The following is a 24,605-nucleotide window of genomic DNA, read 5'->3' as shown; positions in this document are numbered from 1 at the left end:
GCAGCGCCCCTCCGTCCCTAGTTCTTGATGCAGATGACCTTCGGCTGAGTCATTTCCTCATAGGCGAAGCGGACGCCTTCCCTGCCCATGCTTCCGTACTTGGAACCCCCGAACGGCATGCCATCGAACCGGTAGTCCGAGGAGTCGTTGATCATGACGCCGCCTGCTTCCAGCTGGCGGGCAGCGTCCATGGCCCTGCCCAGGGAGTCCGTGAAAATGCCTGCGTGGAGGCTGAAGTCGATGGCATTCGCAACTTCGATGGCCTCCTCGAAGGTGCTGAAAGGATGGAGCATGACAACGGGGCCGAACACTTCTTCCTTCCACAGCCTGCTGTCTGCCGGGACGGCTTCCAGGACGGTCGGCTGAAGAACATTGCCGTCCGCCACGTTGCCAGTGAGAACCACAGCGCCAGCGTCAATCGCCTCGTCCAGCTTGCTCCGGAGTTCGCTCAATGCGACAGGGCTGATCATCGGGCCCACATCGGTCCGCTCGTCCGACGGGTCGCCGGCAACCAAGATCGCCGTTGCATCCAGGAAGCGCTGGCGGAACTCGGAGTACAACGACTCAGCCACGAGGATGCGCTGCACCCCCACGCAGTTCTGGCCGGCGGCCCAGAATGCACCGGAAACGCAGGATTCGACGGCGTTCTCAATATCAGCGTCGTTCAGGACGATCACCGGCGCGTTTCCGCCCAGATCCATCGAAAGTTTCTTCAACCCGGCGGTGCGGGCGATGCTCTCTCCAGTGGAGAAACCACCAGTAAAGGACACCATTCGTACGTCGCGGGATGCAATGATGCTTTCGGCCACGTCCCGGTCGCCGTGTACAACAAAGAGGACTTCGGGCGGGAGCCCGGCGTCCACGAGGGCATCCGTGAGCAATTGGGCCGACAGGGGCGTCAGAGCGGAAGGCTTAAGGATCACAGCGTTCCCTCCGGCGATGGCCGGCCCGATCTTGTGTGCCACCAAGTTGAGCGGGTCGTTGAAAGGCGTGATCGCCGCAATGATGCCCAGCGGCTCCCGGGAGTACCAGCCGGTCCGGTCCTCCGAGCCCTCATAAGAGTCGAACGGGATGACCTCGCCTGCGTTCCTGCGGGCCTCGTCTGCGGAGAGGCGGAGGGTGTTGACGGCTCGCAGCACCTCTTTTCGTGCCTGCCGGATGGTCTTTCCGGACTCGGCCACAATGGTGCGAGCGAACTCTTCGTTCCGGTGTTCGATGTCCGTCGCGGCGGCGTCAAGAATCTTCCCGCGTGCATTGCGGGACAAAGCCCGGGCCTTCCTCGCGCCGGAGCGTGCCACTTCGAGCACCGCTTCGCCGGCCGTCGAGGCGGTCAGTGGAACTGTGCCGACCACCCTCCCGTCGTAGGGGCTTGTCACCTCCCGGAGGTTCTGCGACAGCGCCGTTTCCATGCGGAACATGGTGGACTCAGACATGTGCAACTGCCTCCGTCTTGGCAGCGTGCATGGCGATGATGTCAGAAAGCAACGCATAAGCTGTCTCCACGCGACCGGCTCCCGGTCCCGAGACGGTGACTTGACCCAGGAGATCGGTATCGAAGGCGACGGCGTTCGTCGCGCCCGAAACCCCGGCCAGCCCGTGGTCGAGGGGCAGCTCGACGGGATTAACACCTGCTGTTATGGTCCCGTCGGGGTTCCGCTGAGCCGAACCGACCAGTTTCCAGCGGCGTCCTGCCCGGGCAGCGTTCTGGATATCTTCCGGCGTCACCGTCGAGATTCCGTGCCGCTGAACATCCTTGAGTTCGATGCCGGCATCGAGAAGCTCGTTGGCGAGGATCAGGACTTTGAGCTGAACGTCGTAACCCTCGACATCTGCTGCGGGATTTGCCTCGGCGTAGCCAAGTTCCTGTGCCTCGCAAATGGCCGCGTCGTAGTCCAAACCTGCTTCCATCCGCCCCAGCACGTAGTTGCTGGTGCCGTTGAGGATGCCTTCGAAGCCGTTCAGCTTGAGGCCAGCGAACATCTTCTTGGCCAAGCGGATGACGGGTGTGCCGCTCATGACGGCACCTTCGAACTCGAAATGCACTCCGTTCTGTTCGGCCATTGACGTCAGTTCGGCACCGCGGAGAGCAACCGGACCTTTGTTCGTGGTGCACACGCTCTTGCCGGCTTCGAGCGCCCATCGGACGTGGGACACGGCAGGCTCGCCGTCTTCGGGGTTTGTGTAGGTGGCCTCGCAGATGATGTCCGCTGGGCATGTACGGATGACTGCTTCGTTGTGGGTGTCCGCGGATCCGCCATGCTCGGCGAAGGTTTCCCCGCCGCTGCCCAGGTTCAGGGCCATGGAAAGATCAATTCCCTCGGACTGGACCAGCGATCCGAGGCGAAGATCGGTGATGGCAACTACCCGCAGGCCAAAACCCAAATCTGAACGAAGTGCCTCGCCGCGTGTGGCGATCAGTTCGGCCAGGGTCCTGTTTACGCCGCCGAAGCCGATCAGCGCGATGTCATACGTGGTCATGGTGCTCCTTCAATCAATAAGGTTGGTCACCCAATATTGACGGCACTGCGTGACCGTCAGGGCATGTGATTTTGACCGAAGAACGGGGCGAACTGACCATCCGCATGTCGATTCGACACCTACGACCCCAAGTAACATACGTGCGACATATGCATGTTTGGATGTTTTTAATGACCGCTAGGGCCATTCCGTGTTACCTTCGTCACCATCCTCTTGTGCAGCTCCAGCCACCCCGTGGCGCTTCAACCCGAGGCTCACGCGCACCGATCGCCGCTGACCTGACCACTCACCTGGGAGACACCATGGAATCCTCATCAACCATCAAGCTTGAACAACACCCAACGGCCCCGCCGGTGGCCGAACCAGGGCTCCGCCGGTCCATGGGGCCGCGGCATCTCGTCATGATCGCCATGGGCGGCGTGATCGGATCCGGACTCTTCCTGAGTTCGGGTTACACGATTTCCCAGGCCGGTCCGCTTGGTGCCGTCATCGCCTACCTCATCGGCTCCTTTGTGGTGTATCTCGTGATGGCCTGCCTCGGCGAACTTGCCATCGCCTACCCGGTCTCGGGTGCGTTCCACATTTACGCCGCAAGGTCCATCGGGCCCGCCACCGGCTTCGCCACGGCCTGGCTGTACTGGCTTTGCTGGGCCGTAGCCATCGGATCGGAGTTCACAGCCTCCGGTCTCCTCATGCAACGCTGGTTCCCGGGCATAGATGTGTGGGTTTGGTGCTTAATTTTCGCCTCACTCCTGTTCGGCCTCAACGCAGTTTCCTCGAAGTTCTTTGGCGAATCCGAGTTCTGGTTCGCCATCGTCAAAGTCGCAGCGATCGTGGGCCTCATTGTTCTCGGCGGCGCCGCATTGTTCGGTTTTCATCCGCTCAGCGAGGGAGGCAACCACCCCGTCCTGTTCGAGAACTTCAACACTGCCGGCGGCCTTTTCCCTAACGGCTTTACGGGTGTGCTCGTGACGGCACTTGCGGTGTTCTACGCTTTCTCCGGATCCGAGCTCATCGGCGTTGCCGCAGGCGAGACGGCAGATCCCGCCACCAGCATCCCCAAGGCGATGCGCAGTACAGTCGTGCGCCTGCTCATCTTCTTCGTCGGTGCGATCGCCGTCATCGCCGCAACCGTCCCGTTTGACGAGGTCGGACTGGACGAAAGTCCGTTCGTGACAGTCTTCTCCTCCATCGGTGTTCCGTTTGCCGCCGACATCATGAACTTCGTTATCATCACGGCACTTCTGTCCGCCGGCAACAGCGGCCTATTCTCCTGCGCCCGGATGCTCTACTCCCTCGCCGATGAGGGACACGCCCCGCGGGTGCTGAAGAAACTAACCCAACGCGGTATCCCCATGGTTGCGCTGTCCGTCAGCATGCTGGGCGGCCTGGCCTCGCTTATCAGCAGTGTCATGGCACCCGAAACGGTGTACCTGGCCCTCGTTTCGGTTGCGGGCTTCGCCGTCGTGGGGGTCTGGATGTCGATCGTTGCCTCGCACTTCTTCCACCGGAGGGCTTTCGTCAAAAACGGTGGCGATGTCGCAGCCCTTCCGTACCGGGCCCCGTTGTTTCCGCTGGTCCCGATCCTGGCTTTCACGCTGTGCCTCGTTTCGCTCATCGGTATTGCCTTTGACCCGAACCAGATCGCGGCACTGTACTTCGGAGTTCCCTTCGTGGGTGCCTGCTACGCCTTTTTCTACTTCAAGTACGGGCGCCAGCCGCGAACGGTCGAGTCGGCCTAGTTGCACCGTTCACCCTCATCAACTCAGCTTCGCGGCCTGGGCGTTCCGTGTCCCCGGCCGCGAAGCTGTCCCACGGATAAGACATGAAATCCCAACACCTGATGCACCATGTGGGCAGCTCCATCCAGAACGTCGGCAACTGGCTGGAGATTGACGCCGTCGCCTTCGAGTCAAATGTCCGCGGCGTCCTGTCGATGATCGATCATCAAGCGCTTCTGTGCGCGGTGGTCAAGGCCGATGCCTACGGCCATGGAGCTGACCTGGTGCTCCCATCCCTCGTACGGCTTGGCGTCCCTTTCGTCGGAGTCGGAAATAACGAGGAGGCGGCCTTCGCGCGCCGCTGCGGTTTTGAGGGCCGGATCCTGCGTGTCCGTGCCGCAGCGCCGCAGGAGATAAAAGCCGGGCTGGACCATGACATCGAAGAACTTGTCGCCGATCCGGAGAGCGCGTGGGAGATGCACAACATCGCCGCCGACGCGGGAAAATCGATTCGAATCCATCTCGACATCAATTCTTCCGGGATGAGCAGGCACAGCCTCGATGTCTCCACCCCGCTCGGCCGGGCCTGCGCTGTAGGCATCGTCAGCCACCCGTGGCTTCAACTGGCTGGGATCATGACCCACTTCCCCACAGACGATAACCGGCATATCGAACAGGGCCTTTGGCGTTTTCACAGCCAGGCGATGACCCTGCTTCAGCTAACCGGCATTCCCCGAGAGGATGTCCTCCTGCATTGCGCGAATTCCTACGCCGCGATGCACATGCCCGGTACCTGGCTGGACATGGTCCGTGCCGGGGCGGTGCTCTACGGCGATTCGGATCCGGCGCAGGGACAGTTTCAACGGTGCCTGAGCTTCAAGGCCAGAATCGCCTCCGTCAACAGCTATGCCACCGGCAGCAAGGTCGGCTACGGGCTCACGCATACCCTGACGCGGGATTCCAGGCTGGCATCGGTGACCGCAGGCTACGGCGACGGGTACCGCCGTGCCCTGGCATGCCAGGGCAGCGTGCTCGTTCATGGCCGCCGTGCTGCCATTGTGGACCTTGTCTCCATGAATTCCATGGTGGTAGATGTCACCGACATCGCGGATGTCTCTCCCGGGGACGAGGTGGTGCTCTTCGGGCGGCAAGGAAGCGAAGAAATCACCGCCGAAGAGCTGGAAACAGCGAATTCGGCCATCCTCGCTGACCTTTATACCGTGTGGGCGGGAGGGCGCCGCATCCTTGTCAGCCCTAAGGACGTGTGAGAATGGGCGTGGCTATCGGGCGGAAGGAGCGTTGACAGTGGATTCTTCCTCGGAATCGTCGTCCATGACACAAGGTCTTCGCATTGTCCGCTTGGTCGCGGACCGGGAAAAGTGGGGCAGGCGGCTTCTAGGCGTATCTCAGCTCGCCTCCGAACTTGACCTGGAACAGAGCCGTGTGTCCCGGCTGACCCAGGAATTGTGCGATCTGGGACTGTTGGAACGTGTCGAGAGGGGGCCATTTCGAACTGGTCCGCGATTCTTCGCCTTGGCGGACTCGCTTAACAGCGGCTGGGTTCGCGACTCAAGAACCGAGCTGGAAACTTTGGTGGCCACGTTCGGCCTCAGATTCAGAATCTCCGTCCGCGACGGCTTCCGCGTCATTCTCCTGCGGGCTTCCACCAACGATGCCCTCCCCGGAAGCTTCGTAAAGCCCGGTATGGTGACACCGGTATGGTGCACCGGATCCGGCCGGGCGCTGCTTTGGGACCACGAACAATCGACGATCAATGACCTGCTCAGCGAGGTCAGCTTCATCGGCGTCGGCGGTCCGGGAGCGGCTCATTCGCCGGCTGAGGTCTTCGAACTGATGGACCGGGACAGGCCCCGCGGCTTCATCGTGGCGGCGGAAGAGTTCGAGCACGGCATCTATGAACTGGCAGTCCCTGTCCGCAACGCTGAGGGAACGATTCTTGCCGCCCTTAGTGTCCTAGGCGCCCGGAACGCGATCGAACCGATTGCCAAGCGCATCGCCAAGGCCATGGCGGAAGCCGCTGGACGGCTCGGGCCCTGCGACCTCAGTGCGCGGGACGATGCCGGTCACGAAGGCATTCCCAGCTAAGCCTGCTCCTGCGGCGACGAGTGACCAAGCGACGACTCCAGCCACCGTCCCCACCTCACCAGAGCCGCGGCGCAGAGTTCACGACGCGGCTCCAGCCGCTTCTTGGGCCCTACAACCTGTAGCGCAGCCGCCACGTCGCCTTTGAAATCCCGGATCGGAACGGCCAGGGAATAGAGGCCGGGCTCGGCCTCCTCATCGACGATGGAGTAGCCCCGCGCACGCGCGTCACGCAGCCGGGTGAGGAAGTCCTCGACATCCACGGGCGTGTTGGGGCCATGGCGGACGAATGCAGCGGCAGCAAGAACGGTTCGGACCTCGGCGTCCGACGCCTCCCACAGCAATGCCTGGCCGGCGTCACTGCAGTAAGCAGGGTAGGGCCGGCCCAGCCACGAGCCGACCATATGGCTGCTGGTCGGAACGCGTTCACCGATGGTCACCGTGCTGTCTCCGCTCAGCACACCCAGAAAGCACCCTTCGTCCGTTTCGCGGGCAAGGCCTTCCAGGGCAGTTGCGCCGTCGGTCTGCAGCCGTTGCTCTGTCAGCAGCTGCGCGTCCGTAAAGAGCGACCAGTCCAACGCGTAGGACCGCTGTTCCCGGCGTTCCAGGAAGCCCTCCTGCTGTGCTCCCCGCAGACTCCGCGAAACCTGGCTGCGGTCCTTGCCCAAATCGGCTGCTATGTCGGCGACAGTCCCGCCGGGGAGGCCTTTTGCGTTGCGGGAGCCAACCGCGAAGACGGCCATGATTCCGCGCCCCATGCTGGATGTCTTAGGCATGGACCCGATTCTAGTCGCCGGATGGACCCGTTTTAGTGGATTGCAAAGACCCTGGCGGGAAAGCCGCTGCCCTGTAGCGGCTTCGGCCATGTTGCAATGAGCGCGGCTCCCGCTTCGGGAAGCCCATCAAGGTTTGCCAGTAGCTCGATCTGCCAGCGGTTCTTCGCCAGAACGTAGGTCTCCAGGCTGAAATCCTGCCGGGAAGTGGCTAATCCCGGATCCGTGTCCGTCTGTTCATGGCCGAGAGCCGCAATTGACCGCTCTTCTATCAGGAACGTGAGAACTTCCTGCGACCAGCCCGGCGTGTGGCTGACGCCCGCGCCGTCCCTGTTTGCCATCGCGTCCGCGTCAGGCCAGCGACGGCTCCACCCGGTCCGCAGGGCTACAAAGGAGCCCGCCGGGACGGTGCCGTTGCGGCACTCCCACGCCTGGATATCCTCCACCGTAGGGCAGGCATCAGCGTTTGCACCGACTCGATCGGTGATGTCCAGGATGACCAGGGGAAGGACCATGTCCTCAACCGGGATCTGATCCAGCGTCAGGCCCCCGCGGATGAAGTGCGAGGGGGGATCAACGTGCGTTCCCCATTGCCCGATGATGGAATAGCGGTGGGCGGTGAACCCGTCGCCCTTCGCCAGGTCGTACACAGCTTCCCTGACCTCGTCCGGGAATGCCGGGAAATGCGGCTGACCGGGGTGGAAGGCATGCGTCAAATCGGTAAATGTCCTGCCGGCAAGCAGCGGCTGGAGATCGTCCCAGAGTGCCGTCTTGGTGGCTCCAATCATGACGCGGCCTGGTGGTCGTAGGCTGCCGCCAACGCCGTGCAAGAGACACTGAGAGGCCCGGACAGTTCGATGACCGGCACTTCCCAAGGATGGATTTCCACGATGCGGCGTATGATCCGGTCCACTGCGGCGTCCTCCAAGGCAGCGTCGAAGTACGTGGTGAAGGCAAGGGTCGTCGAAATCGTCCGCTGTCCCACCTGCCCCAGCGTGGGGTTGGCTCCCTCCGACACGGTGAATCCCTCAAAACCGACACCAGACTCAAAGACGTGCCTGTAGTTTCCGAAATCACCCAGTTCCGGGGATGCTGCCAAAGCCTGGAGCAGTGCCGCTATGCCTTGGTCATCCTGAAATGCCTCGGCTTCGCCCTTTGTGAGCCGAGTGAAAATCTCTGACGATATGGGCCAATGCACGCGCAGCTTACGGACGGTCTTCATCTCAATGTCCATGGGGACGCCTCTTCCTCGCGGTTCTCAGGTTGCTTGAGTGTCATCGTGACATATAGTGATGATCATTACAAGCAACTACAAATGCTTATTACGACTAGCAGGAAGGGTTGCTGATGCCCAGGAACGCGAAGTTGTCCCACATGCTCAGGGCCGGCGAAAAAGTAGTGGCGGACGGTGCGCTCGCTACAGAGCTTGAGGCGCGCGGCTGTGATCTGGCAGACCCCCTCTGGTCTGCCAAAGTCCTGTTGGAACAGCCGGATTTAATCAGGCAGGTCCACCGCGATTACTTCCGCGCCGGCGCCGCGGTCGCCATCACGGCGAGCTATCAGGCCACGCCTCAAGGATTCCTTCAGCGCGGCATTGTCGAGGCCAAAGCGCTGGAGTTGGTGGAATTGAGTGTGCGCTTGGCCGACGAGGCGCGGCGCGAGCACCTGAACGAACATCCGGGTGCTGGTCCGTTGCTGGTTGCCGGGTCTGTGGGCCCTTATGGCGCCTACCTCGCGGACGGATCGGAATACCGGGGTGACTACGTCCTCGGAAAGCGCGGTTTCATGGACTTCCACCGGCCACGGATTGCGGCGTTGGTGGGGGCAGGGGCCGATTTCGTGGCATGTGAGACGCTGCCATCACTCCCGGAGGCCGAGGCGCTATTGGACCTGGTGGAAGAGTTCGACGTCGAGTCCTGGTTCTCCTTTACACTCCGGGACGGTGAGCGTATCAGCGACGGGACTTCTCTGGCCGACGTCGCAGGGCTCTGCGGAGCACATCCGCACGTGGCAGCCATCGGTGTGAATTGTGTGCCGTTGGAGCTGGTTTCGCCCTCCCTTGAGGCCCTTCGTCAAGCCACGAGTAAGCCACTGGTCGTGTACCCGAATTCGGGCGAATGTTATGACCCGGTCAGCAAGACCTGGGGACCGGGCGAGGCGGTTTCCGGCGCCGCAGAATCCCGTGGCTCGCAGCCTTCAAGCCTTGCGGAAGGGGCAGCCACCTGGCAGGAACTGGGTGCGCGGATCATAGGAGGGTGCTGCCGGACCACACCCAGGGATATCGCTGCCTTGGCCCGGTCCGTGGACTAATCGTTAGGGGAGCGTCGCCAAACCGGTTCGACCGTCGTTGGCTTAGTCGGCTTTGAACAGGGCGGCGTCCCGTGCGATGCCTCAGACCCTCGGTCCCCAAGGACAGCTCGGCTCGGTCAACATCCAAAATGACGCCGGACGACGGCGGGAGGTCCCGCCGTCGTCCGCTTGGCAGAGTCAGTCCTGGGTGCTGAGCTGCCAATGGACTCTGATGGCCTCGGCGATCGGGTCGGCGGCGACGTCGACGCGGAAGGCGACGGGCGCGGTTCCCGTCTCTTCGATGACCGAGTCACTGTACACGCGGCCGCAGGAGGGACACAGGGTGTAGAGATCCTCATCAGCAGGCCATGCCGCCAGCCCGGCCGGGACCGGGGTGCTGTCTCCGCTGTAGACGGGGACGCCCTGTGCATTGGCCTGGATCAACCCGTCCTTGCTGACGGTGTTGCCGCACACGCAGGTGATGGTGGTGACATCATGGCCGATCACGTCGGCGGTTTCAGTGCCCATGCTGACCTCCCCGGTGATGGAAAAGACGTTGCTCAACCAGCTTATGCCTGCTGATCCCTGTGGTCGCCTGGAACTTGATAAACGGCAGGTCGCGGCCGTTCAGGCCTAGGCGCGGCCCTTGAGAATCAGGTTCCAGTAGACCTTGGGGAAGATGTCGCGGTCCACAACCCATGATGCCCGGCTCGCCTTCCATGTTGGCACTTTCGGGACAGAGGGCATGGGCCGGTACTGGTCGTCGAATTCCGCGAAGACAACGGAAGAGCGGGCCACTGTGAAGGGGCACACCGAGTATCCGTCGTACTTCTGCGTCAGGGGCTTTCCGTCCCGGGCCGCAACCAGGTTCTTGGCGAGGACCTTCGTCTGCTTTCGCAGCGCACCGCCGGACTTGGAGTTGGTGGTGGCCGCGGCATCCCCCAAGGACCAGATGTTCGGGAAGCGGACGTGTCGGAGCGTCTGCGGATCCACCTCCACAAATCCGCCCGGGTCGCCGGGTGCGGGCAGCTCCGTGGCCTTCAGCCAGTCCGGGGCCGACTGCGGCGGGACGGCATTGAGCACGTCGTAGTGCAGCTCCTCGGCGAGCCCGGTGGCATTGTTCCGGATCAGCGCGTTCTGCGCCGACGCGTCCACCGACACCAGTTCGCTGTTCAGCCGCAGTTCGATGCCGTACTCGGCAATCTTGCGGTTCAGCTCTTCATCCACGCCGGCCACCCCGAACACGGTGGGGTAGGGCTGCACCATGACCACCCGGATGTCCTGGAGGACGCCCTGCTCCCGCCAGTAATTGCAGGCCAAGTACATCGGTTTCTGCGCGGCCCCGCCGCACTTGATGGGGCCGGAGGGCATGGTGAAAACCGCGGTTCCGGCCTTGAGTCCACGGAACAGCGTCCAGGACTTGGCGGCCAGGGTGAACTCATAGTGGGACGTACCGGAGGGGGAGTGGACGGCGTCGGCCAGGCCAGGGATCTTGTCCCAATCCAGCTGCAGGCCGGGGCAGACCACCAGGTGCCCGAACTTCAACTGGCCGCCCGACGCCAGCGACACCGTGTTGCTCGCCGGGTCGATGTCCACCGCTCCGTCCCGGATCCATTCCACGCCCTCCGGCATCACGGAGCGCTGGGGCCGGGTGGCTTCTGATGCATTCGCCCTCCCGCCGGCGATGTGCGAGAACAGCGGCTGGTAAAAGTGGGTGTCCTGCGGCTCCACCACGGCCACATCCTTCACGCCGTAGCGATGGAGGCGCGCCGCCAGGGAGACGCCGGCGTTGCCGCCGCCGATAATGAGGACTTCGTATTCCACGGGTGTTCCCTTGCTCAGCGACATCGGCGCTCCTCGGATAGGCGGTTCCGGCAGCGCACTCGTGAACAGCCGCGGAGCCTCAATAGTAAGCATGGTGATCTTTATTGGGTATCGTCCGCTTGCCGGGCCGCAAGCTCCTAAAGTGCACACGCCGACGTCGACGCTGGCAAGTTCCCATTGTGGCGGCCGCCCGCCTGCGCCACGATGTTCGTATGAACGCTGAAACGCCGCAGGCGGCGGAGCTGAACCTTCCCCAGGCCTTCCTCCTTCTCGCAACGAACGACCAAGGCGGGAAACCTGAGGTGCCGATGTTCGCGCTCAGGACCACTCTGGCCGGGGCCATACTGGCCGAGCTGGAGCTGATCGGTGCCATCGGGCTGCAGGGGAAGCACGTCAGGGCCACCGGCACCGCCCCACCGACGGACTTGCAGCACGAGCTGGAGCTCATCCGGGGCAAGTCCCGGCCCCACACGCCCAAGCGGTGGGTGTCCATGATGGAGGGCCGCGCCGAAATGCAGCGCGTCTACGAGGGGATGGCGGCACTGGGCATCGTGGAACATGTCGGCGAAAAACACCTGGGTGTGTTCCGGAGCGTGCGGTACCCGGAGAAGGACCACGCTCCGGAGGCGGCGCTCCTGGAAAAGATCCAGGCCGCACTCGGCGGTGCACCGGCCGATGCCGGGACGCCGGATACCGGGGTGCCTGATACCGGGGCGCCTGCTGCTGCGGCGGCCGACGCCGGGCCCGCGGCGGAGACGACCGCTCCCGCGACGCCTGACGCCAAGGCCCCCGATGCCAGGACCACCGCGCTGATCGCCCTGCTTCAGGCGGCCGGGCTGCTCAGCAAGCTGGTACCGGCAGCAGACAAAATCCGGGCCAGTGAACTGGCGAACGACTACTGGCCCTCCCGCGCGGTGGAGGACGAACTGCGCATGATCAGACTGGCGGAGGAAGAGGAACCAGGCATCGGAGGCTGACTGACATCGCCAGGCGCGGGATCTCGGGCCGGCGCTCAGGGGAGCCCGTACACGCGGCGGGCGTTGTCATGTGCGACAAGTTGCACGATCCTGCGGGCATCCGCCTCGGAACAGTCGTCGTCGTCGATCCATCCGCCCACTACCTTGGTGATGGCGTTGCGCCACAGCCTCGCTCCGAGGTAGTGCAGTTCGGCGGGGCCGAACGCGTCGGAGGAGTAGAGGACTTTTGTGAAGGGGGCCAGTTCGAAGGAGCGGGCCACCAGATCCCGGCTCCGTGACCCGGTGAAATTCACGGCAAGGCCCACATCGATATAGACGTTTTCAAAGGCGTGGGCCAAGTAGCCGGCTTCGCGCTCGAACGGATAGCAGTGGAGCAGCATGATGGGGGTGTCCCGGACCTCGGCGGACCGCAGAAAGTCCAAGAGGTATAGGGGATTGGTTTTGTGGAGGTCCAGGTCGCGATCGCCGAATCCGACGTGGAACTGCAGCGGAAGCTTCATCGCCACCGCCGTGTGGATCCCGTGGGCAATCAGGGTCATATCGATGAGCTTGGTGCCGGCGCGCGGGGTCTCCTGCCAGCGGCGGGCTGCTTCCGCCACCGCAGCCGGTGGGGGTCGGCTGAGATTCCGGTCGAATCCGGTGCGGTAGGCCAGAACCGTCTTGACGCCCACGGCGCCGCGGGTGAGCTCGTGGAGCCGCTGGCCGAATTCGTCGACGTATTCTGCCGGGTTGGCAATCTCCCGGAGCAGCGCCTCGGCCACCGGTTCCAGCCGCACGATCTCGTGGGTCCGCCCGCCGGAGACCTCGGCCAGGCCGGCCATGCCGAGGTAGTCAGGGCCCTCCAGTCCCGTATCGACCAGCCAGTCGCTCACCCCGGCGGCGCGGGTCATGCGCCGGCACACCTCGAGTTCTCCCAGCTCGAAGCGTCGGCGCCAGTAGTCCGCCGGTGGGGCGTGCCGTGGCAGGTCAAGAATGCCGCTGCACCAGCGGCGGATGGCGAGCCCGAGTTGTGTGTTGTAGGCGTCCTCCGGGGTGGCCAGCGGTTCGGTGTTCCCCTCGTTGAGCGCGTTCTGAAAGCGTGCCTCATCGCCGTCGGCGGAAAACGCGCCATGCACGTGGTGATCAACAAGGCTGACGTGGTCAACGAAGTCCGGGAAGGAGCCGCCCGCCATTAGATCGACCAGGCCAGTCGAAAACGTTCGGCCAGCTCGTCCGGCGGTAGGTCCGCGGAGATCCGCTGTTCGTAGCGCCGGACGGCCACCGTGGCATCCACGATGGCGTCCCCGAGCAGTCCGCGCGCAAGGCGTGACGTGTCCAGCGTGTCGATGATGGCGGCAGGGGAGTCTGCGAGCAGTAGGACGTTGGCCCGGCGCCGCTCCTCGTCCGAAAGCCGTCCGGGGTCACCCGGGATCTCTGCCGGAAGCTGGCGCCCGCCGCGGACGCCGTGAAGGGCGAGTGCCAGGATGGCTGCGGAGGCCAGATACACGTTTGCCGACGGATCGACGATTTTTACCTCGACGTTGGCTCCGTGCGGATTGCTCTTTCCCCCGTCCAAAAAGCGCACGGAGGCTTCCCGGTTCTCCAGGCCCCAGCACAAATACGCGCCGGACCACGAGCCGGGTGCCAGGCGGCTTCCGGACAGGACTGATCCCGTGAGGAACCCTTGGATCTCGGGGAGTCCTGCGATGATGCCGCCAATGGCCGCGCCTCCCTCGGCGCCGATGCCGTGCGGTCCGCTGCCGCCGGAGAACAGCGGCACGCCGTCCTTATGGAGCGACAAGTGCTGGTGGGCGCCGTTCCCGACCATGCCGGCAAACGGCAACGGGGAGAACGATGCCTGCAGGCTGTGGGCCCGGGCGACGATGCCAACAATGGTCTTGGCGAGGACCACGCTGTCAGCAGCCTGCACCGGCGGGGCCGGGGGAAGGGAAAACTCGAACTGGTTTCTGCCGTACTCGGCGTGGATCTGCTCCATCGGAAGGCCGGCCTGGTGCAGCGCTGACAGCAGGTCATCGAGGAGGTCCGCGCGGTCCAAGAGGCCGGTTGCCCCGTACGGAACCCAGGGCGCGTTTTCCAGCGCTGAACCGTCAGGGGCGACGAGGAAGAATTCCAGTTCGTGGCCCACGAGAGCGTGGTATCCGGCCTCCTCGAGGCTGCTCTCGACGTCGCCCAGAAGGCCGCGGGTACAGACCGGAGACGCGGCGCCGTCTTGTTCAAACAGGCTGGCCGGTGCCCAGGCCCGGCCGCCCGGCAGGACACGGAGCCCTGCGATATCGATCCTGAGGCGCATGTCACCCACGGTGGTGATGCTGCCCGTGAACGCTATCCCGCCGTCGATGGCGAAGACGTGCCAGACGGGGGCAGCGCCCATCCCGGCTTCGTGGAAGGTTTTGAGCCGGGCCAACGGAACGCTCTTGGCCAGCGTGAGGCCCGAAGCATTCACCACCGTACCGATCACGGTGCGGACGCCGGCCGCTTCGAGTTCGCGCTGAGCCATTGCAACGGCAGATTCGTCGGCTGCTGCGAATTGGGTCATGCGCCTATCATGCGGCGACTCCCGGTCCAATGAAAGGTTCAAAAGATGTGCCGACTTTTGGCTTGCGCCGCTGCGACGGCGGCACCGGCGTCAGCGCCGCCATCCGCGCCGCCTCGGGCGCGGTCTGCCCGGGTGTTCCGGGATGCAGAGGACAAGAATAGCGTCGCAGCGCTCAGCAGCGCCCAGCAAACACTGGGCAAATCCGGGGCAAATTCCCAGCTTCTCTGCGGTACCGTACGCAACATTTGACTGGCTCGGACTGCCGTGGCACGCGCGCGCCGAACTTAATGCAAGCGCTTACACGCGATGCCGATACCCGGCCCCGGGCGCCCGACGCAGGGTTTGGTAACCCGGCGCGGCCTGCCTAACGTGGTTCCCGGCGCCGGGCCGCATCATTCCCCGCTGCCACTCGGGACCCTACCCAGGTCCCGTCCCCCCGACACGATGGCGTCCTCGATGACGCCTGCGGTGGCATCGGGGCTGTCGGAGTCTCGGGGACCGGGCACATGCCCGTCTTCCACGAATGGTCTCAACTCCGCGAGAAGAGCAAAATGCACGAGCATCACAATTCACCCCGCAAGTTGCGGCGGCGTTCTGCCGCCGCGGCACTGGCAGCGGCCGTGGCGGCCTCTGTCTTCCTTTCCGTTCCGCCGGCGCAGGCAAACGCGCCGTCGGATCCGCCGAACATTGAGCAGATGCCGGCTCCAACGCCCGGCTTCCCCCTGCCCACGAAGCACACCCAGCAGGCCTACGACCCGGCCGCGGACTTCACCTCCAAATGGACCCGTGCGGACGCCAAGCAGATCATGGCCCAAAGCAGCACAAACGTAACCCCGGGCCAGAACTCCATGAGCCCGAGCGTCACTATGCCGGAGATCCCCGAGGACTTCCCGGCCATGAACGACGACGTGTGGGTTTGGGACACGTGGTCCCTGACCGACGAGAACGCGAACCAGATCAGCTACAAGGGCTGGGATGTGATCTTCTCACTCGTTGCTGACCGAAATGCCGGCTACGGCTTCGACCAGCGGCACTGGAACGCCCGGATCGGCTACTTCTTCCGCAAGACCAACGCCGACCCGGCCAAGGACAAGTGGAACTACGGCGGACACCTGTTCCTGGACAACACCTCCATCGGCAACACCGAATGGTCCGGCTCCACCCGCCTCATGCAGGGGAACCACGTCAACGTCTTCTACACGGCCACCACGTTCTACGACGTTGCCGAGCGCAACGCCGGCGGCGGCGGAATCGCCCCGGACGCCGTGATCGCCAAGGCACTGGGAAACATTCACGCCGACAAGAACGGCGTGAGCTTTGACGGCTTCCAGCACACCAAGCTTCTGGAGCCGGACGGCGTCATGTACCAGAACAAGGCCCAGAACCCGGGCTTCGCGTTCCGTGACCCGTACACGTTCGCGGACCCGGCACACCCGGGCAAGACTTACATGGTCTTCGAAGGCAACACCGGCGGTACCCGCGGCGACTACAAGTGCAAGAACGAGGACCTCGGCTACCAGCCCGGCGATCCGAACGCCGAGACCCTCGAACAGGTCAACAGCACCGGTTCCTGGTTCCAGACCGCCAACGTCGGCCTCGCCGTCGCGGACAACAAGGACCTCACCAAGTGGTCCTTCCTGCCGCCTATCCTGTCCGCCAACTGCGTCAACGACCAGACCGAGCGCCCGCAGATCTTCATCCAGAACGAGGACGGCAAGAACAAGTACTACCTGTTCACCATCAGCCACCAGTTCACCTACGCCGACGGAATGCGCGGCCCCGACGGCGTCTACGGCTTCGTCGGTAACGGTGTCCGTTCCGACTACCAGCCCATGAACAACAGCGGACTGGCCCTGGCATCCCCCACGGACCTGAACATGCCGGCCAACGCGCCGGAGGGTCCCGATCCCCGCCAGAACGGCCGTCAGTTCCAGGCCTACTCGCACTACGTGCAGCCCGGCGGCCTGGTGCAGTCCTTCATCGACAACGTCAACGGCGTCCGCGGCGGGTCCCTCTCGCCCACTGTGAAGATCAACTTCCGCAACGGTGTATCCGCGGTTGACCGCAGCTTCGGGCAGAACGGCCTCGGTCCGTTCGGCTACCTGCCCACGAACCTCAAAGTCGGCGGCGCCGGCCACTACAAGTAGCGCAGTAGGCAGTCATGAGGCGGAAGCGTCCGGGATTCCGGGCGCTTCCGTCCCTTCGCACGAACAGGTCAGAGTTGGGGCGGGATGGCTTCCACAAGAACCAGGAATGTTGAATCATGAAAAACCTTCGGACGATCTGGATTTCCTTGGCAGCCGCGGCCGCGGCTGTACTGGTCGTAGTGGCGCTGATCCCGTCGGCGGAACCCGGTCCGGCTGCACAAAGCGGGGCCGAGCAGGCACTCCGGGGCATTGCCGACGCGCAGGCCGAAGCCAGGGAATCCCATGGGCGTTACGGCTCGTACTGGCTCAGCGGTACCGACCGCACGCTTGAGAAGCTGTCACATCCGCTCCCGACCGAAGGTGTGACGGACCTGCGGAGCATCGAATGCCCCACCGGGTGGGTGGCAGCCGCCCGCACTGGAGGCGACGTCGAGGTCATGTCCAGTTTGGAGGACCAGGTGGTCAGCGCAGGGGAGGGTGAGATTGTTCGTCCGGACTGCATGACATCCGAAGCGGTGGAGTCCATGCTCGCCGATATGGGCGTGCCGCGGAAGATCCCGGTGCCCGCGCCTTCCGCATTCGATCGGCCCGAGGGAGCATCAGAGTTCCGGCCCGGCTATCACATCACCCCCGAGAAGAACTGGATGAACGATCCGCAGCGGCCGATCCTGATTGACGGGCTGTGGCACTACTACTACCTCTACAACGCCGACTACCCCAAGGAGAACGGTACCGAGTGGTACCACCTGACCAGCACAGACCTGGTGCACTGGAAAGACGAAGGGGTGGCGATCGCGAAGTATAAAAACGGGCTGGGCGACATCGAGACCGGAAGCACCGTGGTGGACAAAGACAACTCGGCCGGCTTCGGCAAGGGCGCCGTCATCGCCATCATGACCCAACAGGACCAGGGCATCCAGCGGCAGTCCCTGTTCTATTCCACCGACGACGGATACACGTTCACCGCGTATGAGCAGAACCCGGTCATGGAAAACCCCGGCGAACCGGACTGGCGGGATCCTAAGATCATCAGCGATGAAGCCCACAGCCAATGGGTGATGGCCCTCGCCGAAGGCGACAAAATCGGCATATATACCTCAACGGACCTGAAGAACTGGCGCTACACTTCCGGCGTCGAACGCACCGGCCTGGGCACCCTCGAATGCCCGGAACTCTTCCAGCTGGATCTCGACGGCGACCCATCCAAACGGACCTGGGTCCTGGCCGCCAGCGCCAACGGGAGCCAGGAAGGGTTCACCACGGGCGTCGCCTACTGGACCGGCGAGTGGGACGGAACCCGCTTCACCCCGTCCGGTGCGCCGCATCAGTGGCTCGACGCCGGCTCCGACTTCTACGCCGCGGTGACGTGGGATGATCCCAGGCTCACCGACAGCCAGCGGATGTCCTCCCGGCACGCCGTCGGGTGGTTGAACAACTGGGCCTATGCCCGGCAGCTGCCCACTGAGGACTGGCACGGCGGTGCCGACTCCATGGTGCGCGATATCAGGCTCGAAACGGTCGAGGGGAAGCCGATCCTGGTGTCGAACCCAACGGCCGCCATGCAGTCCATCGAGGGCCCGGCGGAAATGACCGGCGAACGCCGTATGACACTGGACGGCGCAGGACAGCTGCCCGCCCCGGAGGGCGGAGCATACCGGCTCGATGTGACGCTTGAGCGGACGGCCGGCGACGACGGTTCCGTTGCGAGGATCGAGCTCGGCAGCGGCGGGGGAACATTCGCGACGGTCGGATATGACTTTGCCGACGGATCGGCATTCATCTCCCGGGCGGCTGACGCTGCTGTCACCGGCAGCGCCGACCTCGGTCCGGACTTCCGGGCAACACGGCGCGCAGCCAGCCCGGCGCGTGACGGGAAAGTGGAGCTGTCAATTTTCGTGGACCATAGCTCAGTTGAGGTTTTCATCAACGGCGGCGAAAAGACCATGACGTCGCTCGTTTTCCCCGCGCCGGGCACTCCGAGCATCAAGGCCGTCACGGCCGGGGGCACGCTGACGCTTAAGTCCTTCAGCTACAGGCGGCTGGCCTCCACGCACTGACCGGCTGGCCGCGGCCGGTCCCCGGCGCCGGCAGCGGGTCAGATGTCAGTGGATGAAGGCCGGAGTTCCAGCCGTCGGCAGCTCGGTTGTCAGTTCCGCGGCCGTGGGCGGTGTGGCGCCCGGCCGGCGGACGGTAATGGCTGCGGCCTTCGACGCCGTGCGGCCGATGATTTCCAGGACGTCACGCCCCAGCCCTTCGGTGCTGCGGGCCAGCAGGCCGAAGATCAGGGCGGCCATGTAGGAATCTCCGGCGCCGATAGTGTCCGCCACCACTGATGTGATGGCTGGGACGTGCACTGTTGCGTCGGGGGTGGTCAGCAGTGATCCCTGCCCGCCGCGGGTCACCACGGCCAAACCGGCGCCCAGGGCCAGGATCCTAGCCGCGGCGTCCTCGGGCTGGAGCCCGGGGTAGAGCCAGGCGGCATCCTCGTCGCTGAGCTTAACGACGTCGGTCAACGGAACCAGGTCTTCAAAGATGGAGCGTGCCTCGGCCTGGCTTCCCAGGAGCGCCGGCCGGACGTTGGGATCGTACGTCACCAGGCACTCCCGGTGCGCCTGCTCCAGAAGCCTCTTGACGGTGGAAGCGCCGGGCGCGAGGAACGTGGCGATGGATCCGGTGTGAAGCACCCTGGGCAGGTAAGGGGGAGCGACCGGCGCCAGCTCCCAGCTGATGTCGAAGCGGTAGGAGGCGGAGCCGTCGGCGGCGAGTGTGGCGGTGGCGGAGGCCGTGCGGACCGCCGACTTTGAGCCAGGGAGGAGCTCGACGCCGGCACTGCGGAGGTGGGCTTCGATCGCTGCGCCCCGGGCATCATTCCCGAGAGAGGTGAGCAAGGCAGTGGGCACGGCCAGGCGCCCCAGGCCGTAGGCAACGTTCATCGGTGAGCCGCCCGGGTGCTCGATGATGCCTTCGGAGGCGGCGACGACGTCCACGAGCGCCTCGCCAATAACAACGACGTCCGGAGTGACTGTAGAAATGGCAGTGGGTGAAGGAGAACTGGCGGGCACGGGGAGCCTTTCATGGAGCCGTCCGCGGGCCCGGTGCAGGCCCGCGGACGGAGTTGGTGGTGGTGCGGGTCAGGCGGTGGCAGCACCGGTCATGATCGCCACCGCATCGGTCATGGTGTGGGATTGCGGCGTGATGGTGGCCGCGCATTTGCCGAGTCGCTGGATGTGGATCCGGTCCGCTACGTCGAATACGTGGGGCATGTTGTGGCTGATCAGGATGACTGGCAGGCCGCGGTCCCGGAGGTCCCGGACCAACTGCAGGACCTGGTTCGATTCCCGGACGCCGAGTGCCGCCGTCGGCTCGTCCAGCACGACCACTTTTGAACCGAACGCCGCGGCGCGGGCCACTGCGACGGCCTGGCGCTGGCCTCCGGAGAGGTTCTCCACCGGCACTGTGACGTCCTGGAGGGTGGAGATTCCCAGCCGGGTCAATTCCTGCTTGGCCTTCGTGCGCATGCCTTTGGTGTCAAGCATCCGGAACACGCTCCCGAGGAGTCCCGCGCGCCGTTCTTCGCGGCCAAGGAACAGGTTGGAGGCGACGTCCAGGGCCGGCGAGACGGCAAGGTTCTGGTACACCGTTTCGATGCCGTGGGCTCGGGCGTCCTGGGGGCGTTTGAAGTGGACCGGTTGCCCGGACACCATCAGCTCGCCGGTATCCGGAATTTCGGCACCGGTGAGGCACTTGATCAGCGTGGACTTGCCTGCGCCGTTGTCGCCGATGATCGCCAGGACTTCGCCCGGGTACAGATCAAGGCTGACGCCGTCCAGGCCTACGACCCGACCGAAGGTCTTGACGAGGTTCCTGGCCTGCAGGATGGGCTGGCGTACTTGCGTTCCGGCCGGCTCCAGATGGGTCGCGGTCATGATTTCACCTTTCGGATCCACTGGTCGATGGACACAGCGAGGATGATGAGGACGCCCACCGCGAGTGTCTGGTAGAGCACATCCAGGCCTGCGAGGGAGAGCCCGTTGCGGAAGACGCCGACGATCAGGGCGCCCAGGAGGGTTCCCCAGACGGATCCGCGTCCGCCAAAGAGGCTCGTTCCGCCGATGACGACGGCGGTGATGGAGTCCAGATTCAGGTCGACGCCGGCGTTGGGGCTGGCTGCGTTGGTACGGCCGATCTGGATCCAGGCGCCGACGGCCAGGACGGCGCCGGCGGCGAGGTAGACGCTCATGAGGACCCTGTTCACGGCGATGCCGGCCAGGCGGGCAGCTTCCTTGTCATCGCCCACGGCGTAGACGTGCCTGCCCCATGCGGTTTTGCCGAGGATGAACGCGATGGCGATGTAGAGCAGGAGCATCACGACGACTCCGGTGGAGATCCTGACCGGGCCCACCGGGAAGGTGGTTCCGGTCCAGGTGAGCAGGTCCGGCATGGCCGAGCCGCGCACTGTAGCGCCGTTGGAGTAGAGCAGGGTCAGGGCGATGAAGATATTCAGCGTGCCGAGGGTGACGATGAATGGCGGGAGTCGGAACCGGGTGACCAGAAACCCGTTCAGGGCCCCGGCGGCGAGTCCGACGACCAGGCCCGCGAGCAGCGCGAGGGGCGCAGGCACTCCGTTATTGACAGCGAGTTGGGCCATGACCATGGACGAAAGGATCATGACGGCCCCGACGGAAAGGTCGATGCCTGCGGTGAGAATGATGAGGGTCTGGGCGATGGCCAAGGTGCCGACGACGGAGACCTGCTGGGTAATCAGGGAGAGGTTTTCAACCCGCAGGAACCTGTCATTGAGGAGGCCGAACACGACCACCGAGATGAGAAGTACAAGGGCGGGGCTGACCGCGGGGTAGCGGTGGAGGATATTGCGTATCCGGCTGAGCGGTGTCTGGCGGTCGAGGAATTCCTCCGCCAGGTCGGCATGCCCGGCGCTGGGCGGGCCGGCGGTCTGTTGCTGGGTCACGATTGGTCCTGATCTTCCGTGATGGTTGCTAGAGCGGAGCTAGCTCGGTAGATGCGGGGCGGGGAGGCCGACGCGGGCTCCGGCCTCCCCGCCCCGCAGTGAAGCTGGGTGTGCTACTTTCCCCAGCAGATGTCGGAGGCTTCGGTGGTGGTGATGCTCTTGACGCCGTCGGCCGGCTTGTCCGTGACGAGTTCGACGCCGGTGTTGTAGAAGTCCAGCCCCGGGGAGTTGGCCGGCTTCTGGCCGGTCTTGGCGAGGTCAACGATGGCCTTCACTCCCAGTTCGGCCATCTTGACCGGGTACTGCTGGGCCGTGGCGCCGATGACGCCGGCCTTGACGTTGTTCACGCCCGTGCAGCCGCCGTCCACCGAAACCACCAGCACGTCCTTTTCCTTGCCGGCGGCCTTCAGTGCCTCGAAGGCACCCGCTGCTGCAGGTTCGTTGATGGTGTAGACGACGTTGATGTTCGGGTTCTTGGCGAGGAGGGTTTCCATGGCGGTGCGTCCGCCGTCCTCGGCGCCCTGGGAGGCCTGGCTGCCGACGATCTCGTAGTCGCCGCCCTTGCCGCCGGTGTACTTGCCGGTCTTGGCTTCGTCGCCGTTCTTCTTCTTGTCCGCGGTGTCGATACCCAGGCCGGTCAGGAAGCCCTGGTCCCGGTTGTAGTCAACCGAGACGACCTTGTCGTCAAAGAGATCGACGAGGGCAATGGTCGCCTTTTTCCCATCCAGCTGGGCCGCGGTCCATTTGCCGATCAGCTCGCCGGCGGCAAAGTTGTCCGTGGCGAACGTGATGTCGGCGGCGTCGGCCGGGTCCGGCGGGGTGTCCAGGGCGATGACGAAGAGCCCGGCGTCCTTGGCCTTCTTCAGGGCGTCCACTACGGACGGGCCGTTGGGGGTGATCAGGATGCCCTTGTCGCCCTTGGAGATGGCGTTCTCGATGGCCTGGATCTGGGTGTCCTCGTCGCCGTCAGCCTTGCCGGCTGCGAGCTTCAGGTCCACGCCGCCGGCCTCGGCGGCCTTCTTTGCCCCGTCTTGCATGGAGACGAAGAACGGGTTGGTTGTGGTCTTAACGATCAGCGAGACGCCTACCTTTTCACCGGACGCGCTTCCCGTTGATGTGTTGGACGGGGAACTTCCGCCGCAGGCTGAAAGACTGAGCGCTCCCAGGGTCAACACTGCTCCTGCAGCGAACAGGCGGGTGGCCGTTGAACGGGGTGCTTTGGAACTCAACATTGAATCTCCTGGTGTTTGAGGCCGCATCGGCCTCGACAACGATGTCATGTACGATGTAACCAGCATCACACCGGAGAGTCAATAGATGCACTTAGAAGGAGCGATTTACTTGACAACGATGTCCGATCGTAGCCAGCCGGCCCTTTCCGCCAGTCGCCCGACAATGCGCCACGTGGCTGCGCTTGCCGGCGTCGGCATTAAGACCGTGTCCCGGGTGATCAACGACGAACCTGGCGTGTCGGACGCCACCCGGGAAAAGGTGCTCAGCGCTTCACGACAACTCAACTACCAGTTGGACATGGCGGCCGGAAGCCTGCGCCGCGCGGGCAGGAGAACGCTTTCCGTCGGGCTCCTGCTGCCGAGTGTCTCCAACCCATTCAGTGGCGAGATCCACCGGGCCATAGAAGATGCGCTGGGGGCCAGAGGGATAGCGGTCTTTGCCGCCAGCCTCGACGATGACCCTCGGCGGGAGCAGGCCATCGTTACGGCGTTTCTTGGCCGGCGTGTTGATGGGCTTATCCTCACGCCGATCGCGAAAAGCCAGGCATACGTAATCCCGGAGCATTCCCGTGACCTGCCTTTGGTCTTCATCGACCGCGAGCCGGTAGGAATGGAAGCAGACGCCGTTGTGACCGACAACGCCGTGGGCGCCGCGAGTGCGGCCGCTCACCTGATGAGCTTCGGCCACACCAGACTCGCCTACCTGGGCGACCGTACAGACATCCAGACCGCCCGGGAACGCCGGCGGGGGTTCATGGAGGAAATCGGCCGGCACGGAATTCCCACGTCAACGATTCCCATCCGCGAAAACCTTCACAATGAAGAATCGGCGAGGCTGGCCGCGTTGGAGCTTCTCACCGCTGAGGACCCGCCGACTGCGATCTTCTCCAGTCAAAACCTGGTCACCTTCGGGGCGATGCGTGCCTTGCGGGAGCTAGGGCTAAGCAACCGCGTGGCCTTAACAGGATTTGATGACTTTACCCTTGCCGACATGATGGACCCGGGCGTAACCGTCATCGCCCAGCATCCCGAGCGGATCGGCAAGCTGGCAGCGGAGAGGCTACTGGCCAGGATTGACGGCGACGAACAGCCTCCACGTACCTATGTCGTCCCCTCCGAGCTGATACAAAGGGGTTCCGGCGAACTCCGCCCACCATCCTGAGACCCGTCCATACCTGAACAACCGACAGACTTTGAGGGGATACCCATGAGCAAGACCCTGTACGCCGAGTTCACCGTCAAGCCGGGCAGCGAAGCCCGCGTGGCCGAGATGATGCTTGAACTGACCCGGCACGTCCGCCTGGAACCGGGAAACGAGCTGTTCCTCCCCTACACCCGCGAAGAGAATGCCCGCGAGTACTTTGTCTTCGAGGTCTACCGCGATGAGGCTGCATTCCAGGAACACATCAGCGCCGACTATGGCGCAAGATTCAACGAGGAACTGGCACTCCACATCGAAGGCGACGGTTCGGAACTGACCTGGCTCCTGCCGGTGAAATAGCGCTCGACCAAGGTCGCCCACCCGCCTGATCGCGGGGGCGCTTTTCGGCCCCGTG

General features: G+C 64.1%; 22 protein-coding genes. 9 read left to right on the top strand and 13 right to left on the bottom strand.

From position 1 onward, the window contains the following. Positions 1-17: 17 nt before the first annotated feature. Both AC6EUH_RS11260 and AC6EUH_RS11255 read right to left on the bottom strand, forming a co-directional pair. A complete protein-coding gene (locus AC6EUH_RS11260) occupies positions 18-1,433 on the bottom strand; it encodes an aldehyde dehydrogenase family protein (RefSeq protein WP_499738672.1) in 1,416 nt (471 codons plus the stop codon). After that, positions 1,426-2,478 (bottom strand): homoserine dehydrogenase, encoded by a 1,053-nt coding sequence (locus AC6EUH_RS11255; RefSeq protein WP_056430393.1) that lies wholly within the window; start codon positions 2,476-2,478, stop codon positions 1,426-1,428. The genes AC6EUH_RS11260 and AC6EUH_RS11255 overlap by 8 nt, the downstream gene beginning before the upstream one ends. 302 nt (positions 2,479-2,780) lie before the next feature. Here AC6EUH_RS11255 and AC6EUH_RS11250 point away from each other — a divergent pair, with 302 nt between their 5' ends. The 3 genes from AC6EUH_RS11250 to AC6EUH_RS11240 all read left to right on the top strand — a co-directional run bounded on the left by AC6EUH_RS11250 (position 2,781) and on the right by AC6EUH_RS11240 (position 6,305). Then, complete coding sequence (locus tag AC6EUH_RS11250; protein ID WP_056430391.1) at positions 2,781-4,220, top strand: amino acid permease; 1,440 nt, start codon at positions 2,781-2,783, stop codon at positions 4,218-4,220. Between the two features lie 101 nt (positions 4,221-4,321). Continuing rightward, entirely contained in the window at positions 4,322-5,467 is a 1,146-nt protein-coding gene (alr, locus tag AC6EUH_RS11245) for an alanine racemase (protein ID WP_499738707.1), read from the top strand. A gap of 37 nt (positions 5,468-5,504) precedes the next feature. Continuing rightward, the gene (locus tag AC6EUH_RS11240; RefSeq protein ID WP_056430386.1) at positions 5,505-6,305 is read left to right on the top strand and encodes an IclR family transcriptional regulator; all 801 of its coding nucleotides are present in this window, start codon (positions 5,505-5,507) and stop codon (positions 6,303-6,305) included. Here AC6EUH_RS11240 and AC6EUH_RS11235 read toward each other — a convergent pair. The 3 genes from AC6EUH_RS11235 to AC6EUH_RS11225 are packed head-to-tail and all read right to left on the bottom strand — an operon-like array spanning position 6,302 to position 8,309. Next, positions 6,302-7,078, bottom strand: a complete 777-nt coding sequence (locus AC6EUH_RS11235) for an IclR family transcriptional regulator (RefSeq protein ID WP_056430382.1) — start codon at positions 7,076-7,078, stop codon at positions 6,302-6,304. The two genes, AC6EUH_RS11240 and AC6EUH_RS11235, sit on opposite strands and share 4 nt — an antisense overlap. 32 nt (positions 7,079-7,110) lie before the next feature. Next, positions 7,111-7,863: a cyclase family protein gene (locus AC6EUH_RS11230; RefSeq protein ID WP_499738671.1), complete on the bottom strand. Its 753-nt coding sequence runs from the start codon at positions 7,861-7,863 to the stop codon at positions 7,111-7,113. Further along, positions 7,860-8,309, bottom strand: coding sequence for a YqfO family protein (locus AC6EUH_RS11225; protein ID WP_056430376.1), 450 nt, complete (start codon positions 8,307-8,309; stop codon positions 7,860-7,862). The genes AC6EUH_RS11230 and AC6EUH_RS11225 overlap by 4 nt, the downstream gene beginning before the upstream one ends. A 113-nt stretch (positions 8,310-8,422) precedes the next feature. On the opposite strand from AC6EUH_RS11225, the gene mmuM reads away from it, so the two are divergent. Next, a complete protein-coding gene (mmuM, locus tag AC6EUH_RS11220; RefSeq protein WP_499738670.1) occupies positions 8,423-9,385 on the top strand; it encodes a homocysteine S-methyltransferase in 963 nt (320 codons plus the stop codon). Positions 9,386-9,562: 177 nt separating this feature from the next. Here the strand turns inward: mmuM and AC6EUH_RS11215 are convergent, their stop codons facing one another. Together AC6EUH_RS11215 and AC6EUH_RS11210 are read right to left on the bottom strand one after the other, a co-directional pair. Beyond that, the gene (locus AC6EUH_RS11215; RefSeq protein ID WP_499738669.1) at positions 9,563-9,928 is read right to left on the bottom strand and encodes a hypothetical protein; all 366 of its coding nucleotides are present in this window, start codon (positions 9,926-9,928) and stop codon (positions 9,563-9,565) included. Positions 9,929-9,997: 69 nt separating this feature from the next. Then, positions 9,998-11,212: an NAD(P)/FAD-dependent oxidoreductase gene (locus AC6EUH_RS11210; protein WP_499738668.1), complete on the bottom strand. Its 1,215-nt coding sequence runs from the start codon at positions 11,210-11,212 to the stop codon at positions 9,998-10,000. 188 nt (positions 11,213-11,400) lie between these two features. On the opposite strand from AC6EUH_RS11210, the gene AC6EUH_RS11205 reads away from it, so the two are divergent. Beyond that, a complete protein-coding gene (locus AC6EUH_RS11205; protein WP_499738667.1) occupies positions 11,401-12,165 on the top strand; it encodes a GOLPH3/VPS74 family protein in 765 nt (254 codons plus the stop codon). Between the two features lie 35 nt (positions 12,166-12,200). Here AC6EUH_RS11205 and AC6EUH_RS11200 read toward each other — a convergent pair whose 3' ends face one another. Together AC6EUH_RS11200 and AC6EUH_RS11195 are read right to left on the bottom strand one after the other, a co-directional pair. After that, positions 12,201-13,337: an amidohydrolase family protein gene (locus AC6EUH_RS11200; protein ID WP_499738666.1), complete on the bottom strand. Its 1,137-nt coding sequence runs from the start codon at positions 13,335-13,337 to the stop codon at positions 12,201-12,203. Next, positions 13,337-14,701, bottom strand: a complete 1,365-nt coding sequence (locus tag AC6EUH_RS11195; RefSeq protein WP_499738665.1) for a type I glutamate--ammonia ligase — start codon at positions 14,699-14,701, stop codon at positions 13,337-13,339. The genes AC6EUH_RS11200 and AC6EUH_RS11195 overlap by 1 nt, the downstream gene beginning before the upstream one ends. A 551-nt stretch (positions 14,702-15,252) precedes the next feature. On the opposite strand from AC6EUH_RS11195, the gene AC6EUH_RS11190 reads away from it, so the two are divergent. Beyond that, positions 15,253-16,848 (top strand): glycoside hydrolase family 68 protein, encoded by a 1,596-nt coding sequence (locus tag AC6EUH_RS11190; protein WP_499738664.1) that lies wholly within the window; start codon positions 15,253-15,255, stop codon positions 16,846-16,848. A gap of 116 nt (positions 16,849-16,964) precedes the next feature. Further along, on the top strand, positions 16,965-18,905 hold the full coding sequence (locus AC6EUH_RS11185) for a glycoside hydrolase family 32 protein (protein ID WP_499738663.1): 1,941 nt from the start codon (positions 16,965-16,967) through the stop codon (positions 18,903-18,905). Between the two features lie 45 nt (positions 18,906-18,950). Here the strand turns inward: AC6EUH_RS11185 and AC6EUH_RS11180 are convergent, their stop codons facing one another. The 4 genes from AC6EUH_RS11180 to AC6EUH_RS11165 all read right to left on the bottom strand — a co-directional run bounded on the left by AC6EUH_RS11180 (position 18,951) and on the right by AC6EUH_RS11165 (position 23,049). Next, entirely contained in the window at positions 18,951-19,910 is a 960-nt protein-coding gene (locus AC6EUH_RS11180) for a carbohydrate kinase family protein (RefSeq protein WP_499738662.1), read from the bottom strand. Between the two features lie 69 nt (positions 19,911-19,979). Then, positions 19,980-20,774: an ATP-binding cassette domain-containing protein gene (locus tag AC6EUH_RS11175; protein ID WP_056430348.1), complete on the bottom strand. Its 795-nt coding sequence runs from the start codon at positions 20,772-20,774 to the stop codon at positions 19,980-19,982. After that, positions 20,771-21,817, bottom strand: a complete 1,047-nt coding sequence (locus tag AC6EUH_RS11170; protein WP_499738661.1) for an ABC transporter permease — start codon at positions 21,815-21,817, stop codon at positions 20,771-20,773. Before AC6EUH_RS11170 ends, AC6EUH_RS11175 begins: the two co-directional genes overlap by 4 nt. A 113-nt stretch (positions 21,818-21,930) precedes the next feature. Next, a complete protein-coding gene (locus tag AC6EUH_RS11165) occupies positions 21,931-23,049 on the bottom strand; it encodes a substrate-binding domain-containing protein (protein ID WP_499738660.1) in 1,119 nt (372 codons plus the stop codon). Positions 23,050-23,212: 163 nt separating this feature from the next. On the opposite strand from AC6EUH_RS11165, the gene AC6EUH_RS11160 reads away from it, so the two are divergent. After that, complete coding sequence (locus AC6EUH_RS11160) at positions 23,213-24,211, top strand: LacI family DNA-binding transcriptional regulator (RefSeq protein WP_499738706.1); 999 nt, start codon at positions 23,213-23,215, stop codon at positions 24,209-24,211. A gap of 45 nt (positions 24,212-24,256) precedes the next feature. Continuing rightward, the gene (locus AC6EUH_RS11155; RefSeq protein WP_499738659.1) at positions 24,257-24,550 is read left to right on the top strand and encodes a putative quinol monooxygenase; all 294 of its coding nucleotides are present in this window, start codon (positions 24,257-24,259) and stop codon (positions 24,548-24,550) included. Positions 24,551-24,605 lie beyond the last annotated feature (55 nt).

This window comes from Arthrobacter sp. 001422645, assembly GCF_059816125.1.
This window is presented reverse-complemented; position numbering and strand designations above follow the sequence as displayed.

Excerpts from the sequence above, each read along its gene's own strand:
- AC6EUH_RS11165 (WP_499738660.1), bottom strand. The coding sequence starts at position 23,049 with ATGTTGAGTTCCAAAGCACCCCGTTCAACGGCCACCCGCCTGTTCGCT.
- AC6EUH_RS11155 (WP_499738659.1), top strand. The coding sequence starts at position 24,257 with ATGAGCAAGACCCTGTACGCCGAGTTCACCGTCAAGCCGGGCAGCGAA.
- AC6EUH_RS11225 (WP_056430376.1), bottom strand. The coding sequence starts at position 8,309 with ATGGACATTGAGATGAAGACCGTCCGTAAGCTGCGCGTGCATTGGCCC.
- AC6EUH_RS11260 (WP_499738672.1), bottom strand. The coding sequence starts at position 1,433 with ATGTCTGAGTCCACCATGTTCCGCATGGAAACGGCGCTGTCGCAGAAC.
- AC6EUH_RS11255 (WP_056430393.1), bottom strand. The coding sequence starts at position 2,478 with ATGACCACGTATGACATCGCGCTGATCGGCTTCGGCGGCGTAAACAGG.
- AC6EUH_RS11190 (WP_499738664.1), top strand. The coding sequence starts at position 15,253 with ATGCACGAGCATCACAATTCACCCCGCAAGTTGCGGCGGCGTTCTGCC.
- AC6EUH_RS11210 (WP_499738668.1), bottom strand. The coding sequence starts at position 11,212 with ATGTCGCTGAGCAAGGGAACACCCGTGGAATACGAAGTCCTCATTATC.
- AC6EUH_RS11235 (WP_056430382.1), bottom strand. The coding sequence starts at position 7,078 with ATGCCTAAGACATCCAGCATGGGGCGCGGAATCATGGCCGTCTTCGCG.
- AC6EUH_RS11185 (WP_499738663.1), top strand. The coding sequence starts at position 16,965 with ATGAAAAACCTTCGGACGATCTGGATTTCCTTGGCAGCCGCGGCCGCG.
- AC6EUH_RS11205 (WP_499738667.1), top strand. The coding sequence starts at position 11,401 with ATGAACGCTGAAACGCCGCAGGCGGCGGAGCTGAACCTTCCCCAGGCC.
- AC6EUH_RS11175 (WP_056430348.1), bottom strand. The coding sequence starts at position 20,774 with ATGACCGCGACCCATCTGGAGCCGGCCGGAACGCAAGTACGCCAGCCC.
- mmuM (WP_499738670.1), top strand. The coding sequence starts at position 8,423 with ATGCCCAGGAACGCGAAGTTGTCCCACATGCTCAGGGCCGGCGAAAAA.
- AC6EUH_RS11250 (WP_056430391.1), top strand. The coding sequence starts at position 2,781 with ATGGAATCCTCATCAACCATCAAGCTTGAACAACACCCAACGGCCCCG.
- AC6EUH_RS11195 (WP_499738665.1), bottom strand. The coding sequence starts at position 14,701 with ATGACCCAATTCGCAGCAGCCGACGAATCTGCCGTTGCAATGGCTCAG.
- AC6EUH_RS11160 (WP_499738706.1), top strand. The coding sequence starts at position 23,213 with ATGCGCCACGTGGCTGCGCTTGCCGGCGTCGGCATTAAGACCGTGTCC.
- AC6EUH_RS11230 (WP_499738671.1), bottom strand. The coding sequence starts at position 7,863 with ATGATTGGAGCCACCAAGACGGCACTCTGGGACGATCTCCAGCCGCTG.
- AC6EUH_RS11200 (WP_499738666.1), bottom strand. The coding sequence starts at position 13,337 with ATGGCGGGCGGCTCCTTCCCGGACTTCGTTGACCACGTCAGCCTTGTT.
- alr (WP_499738707.1), top strand. The coding sequence starts at position 4,322 with ATGCACCATGTGGGCAGCTCCATCCAGAACGTCGGCAACTGGCTGGAG.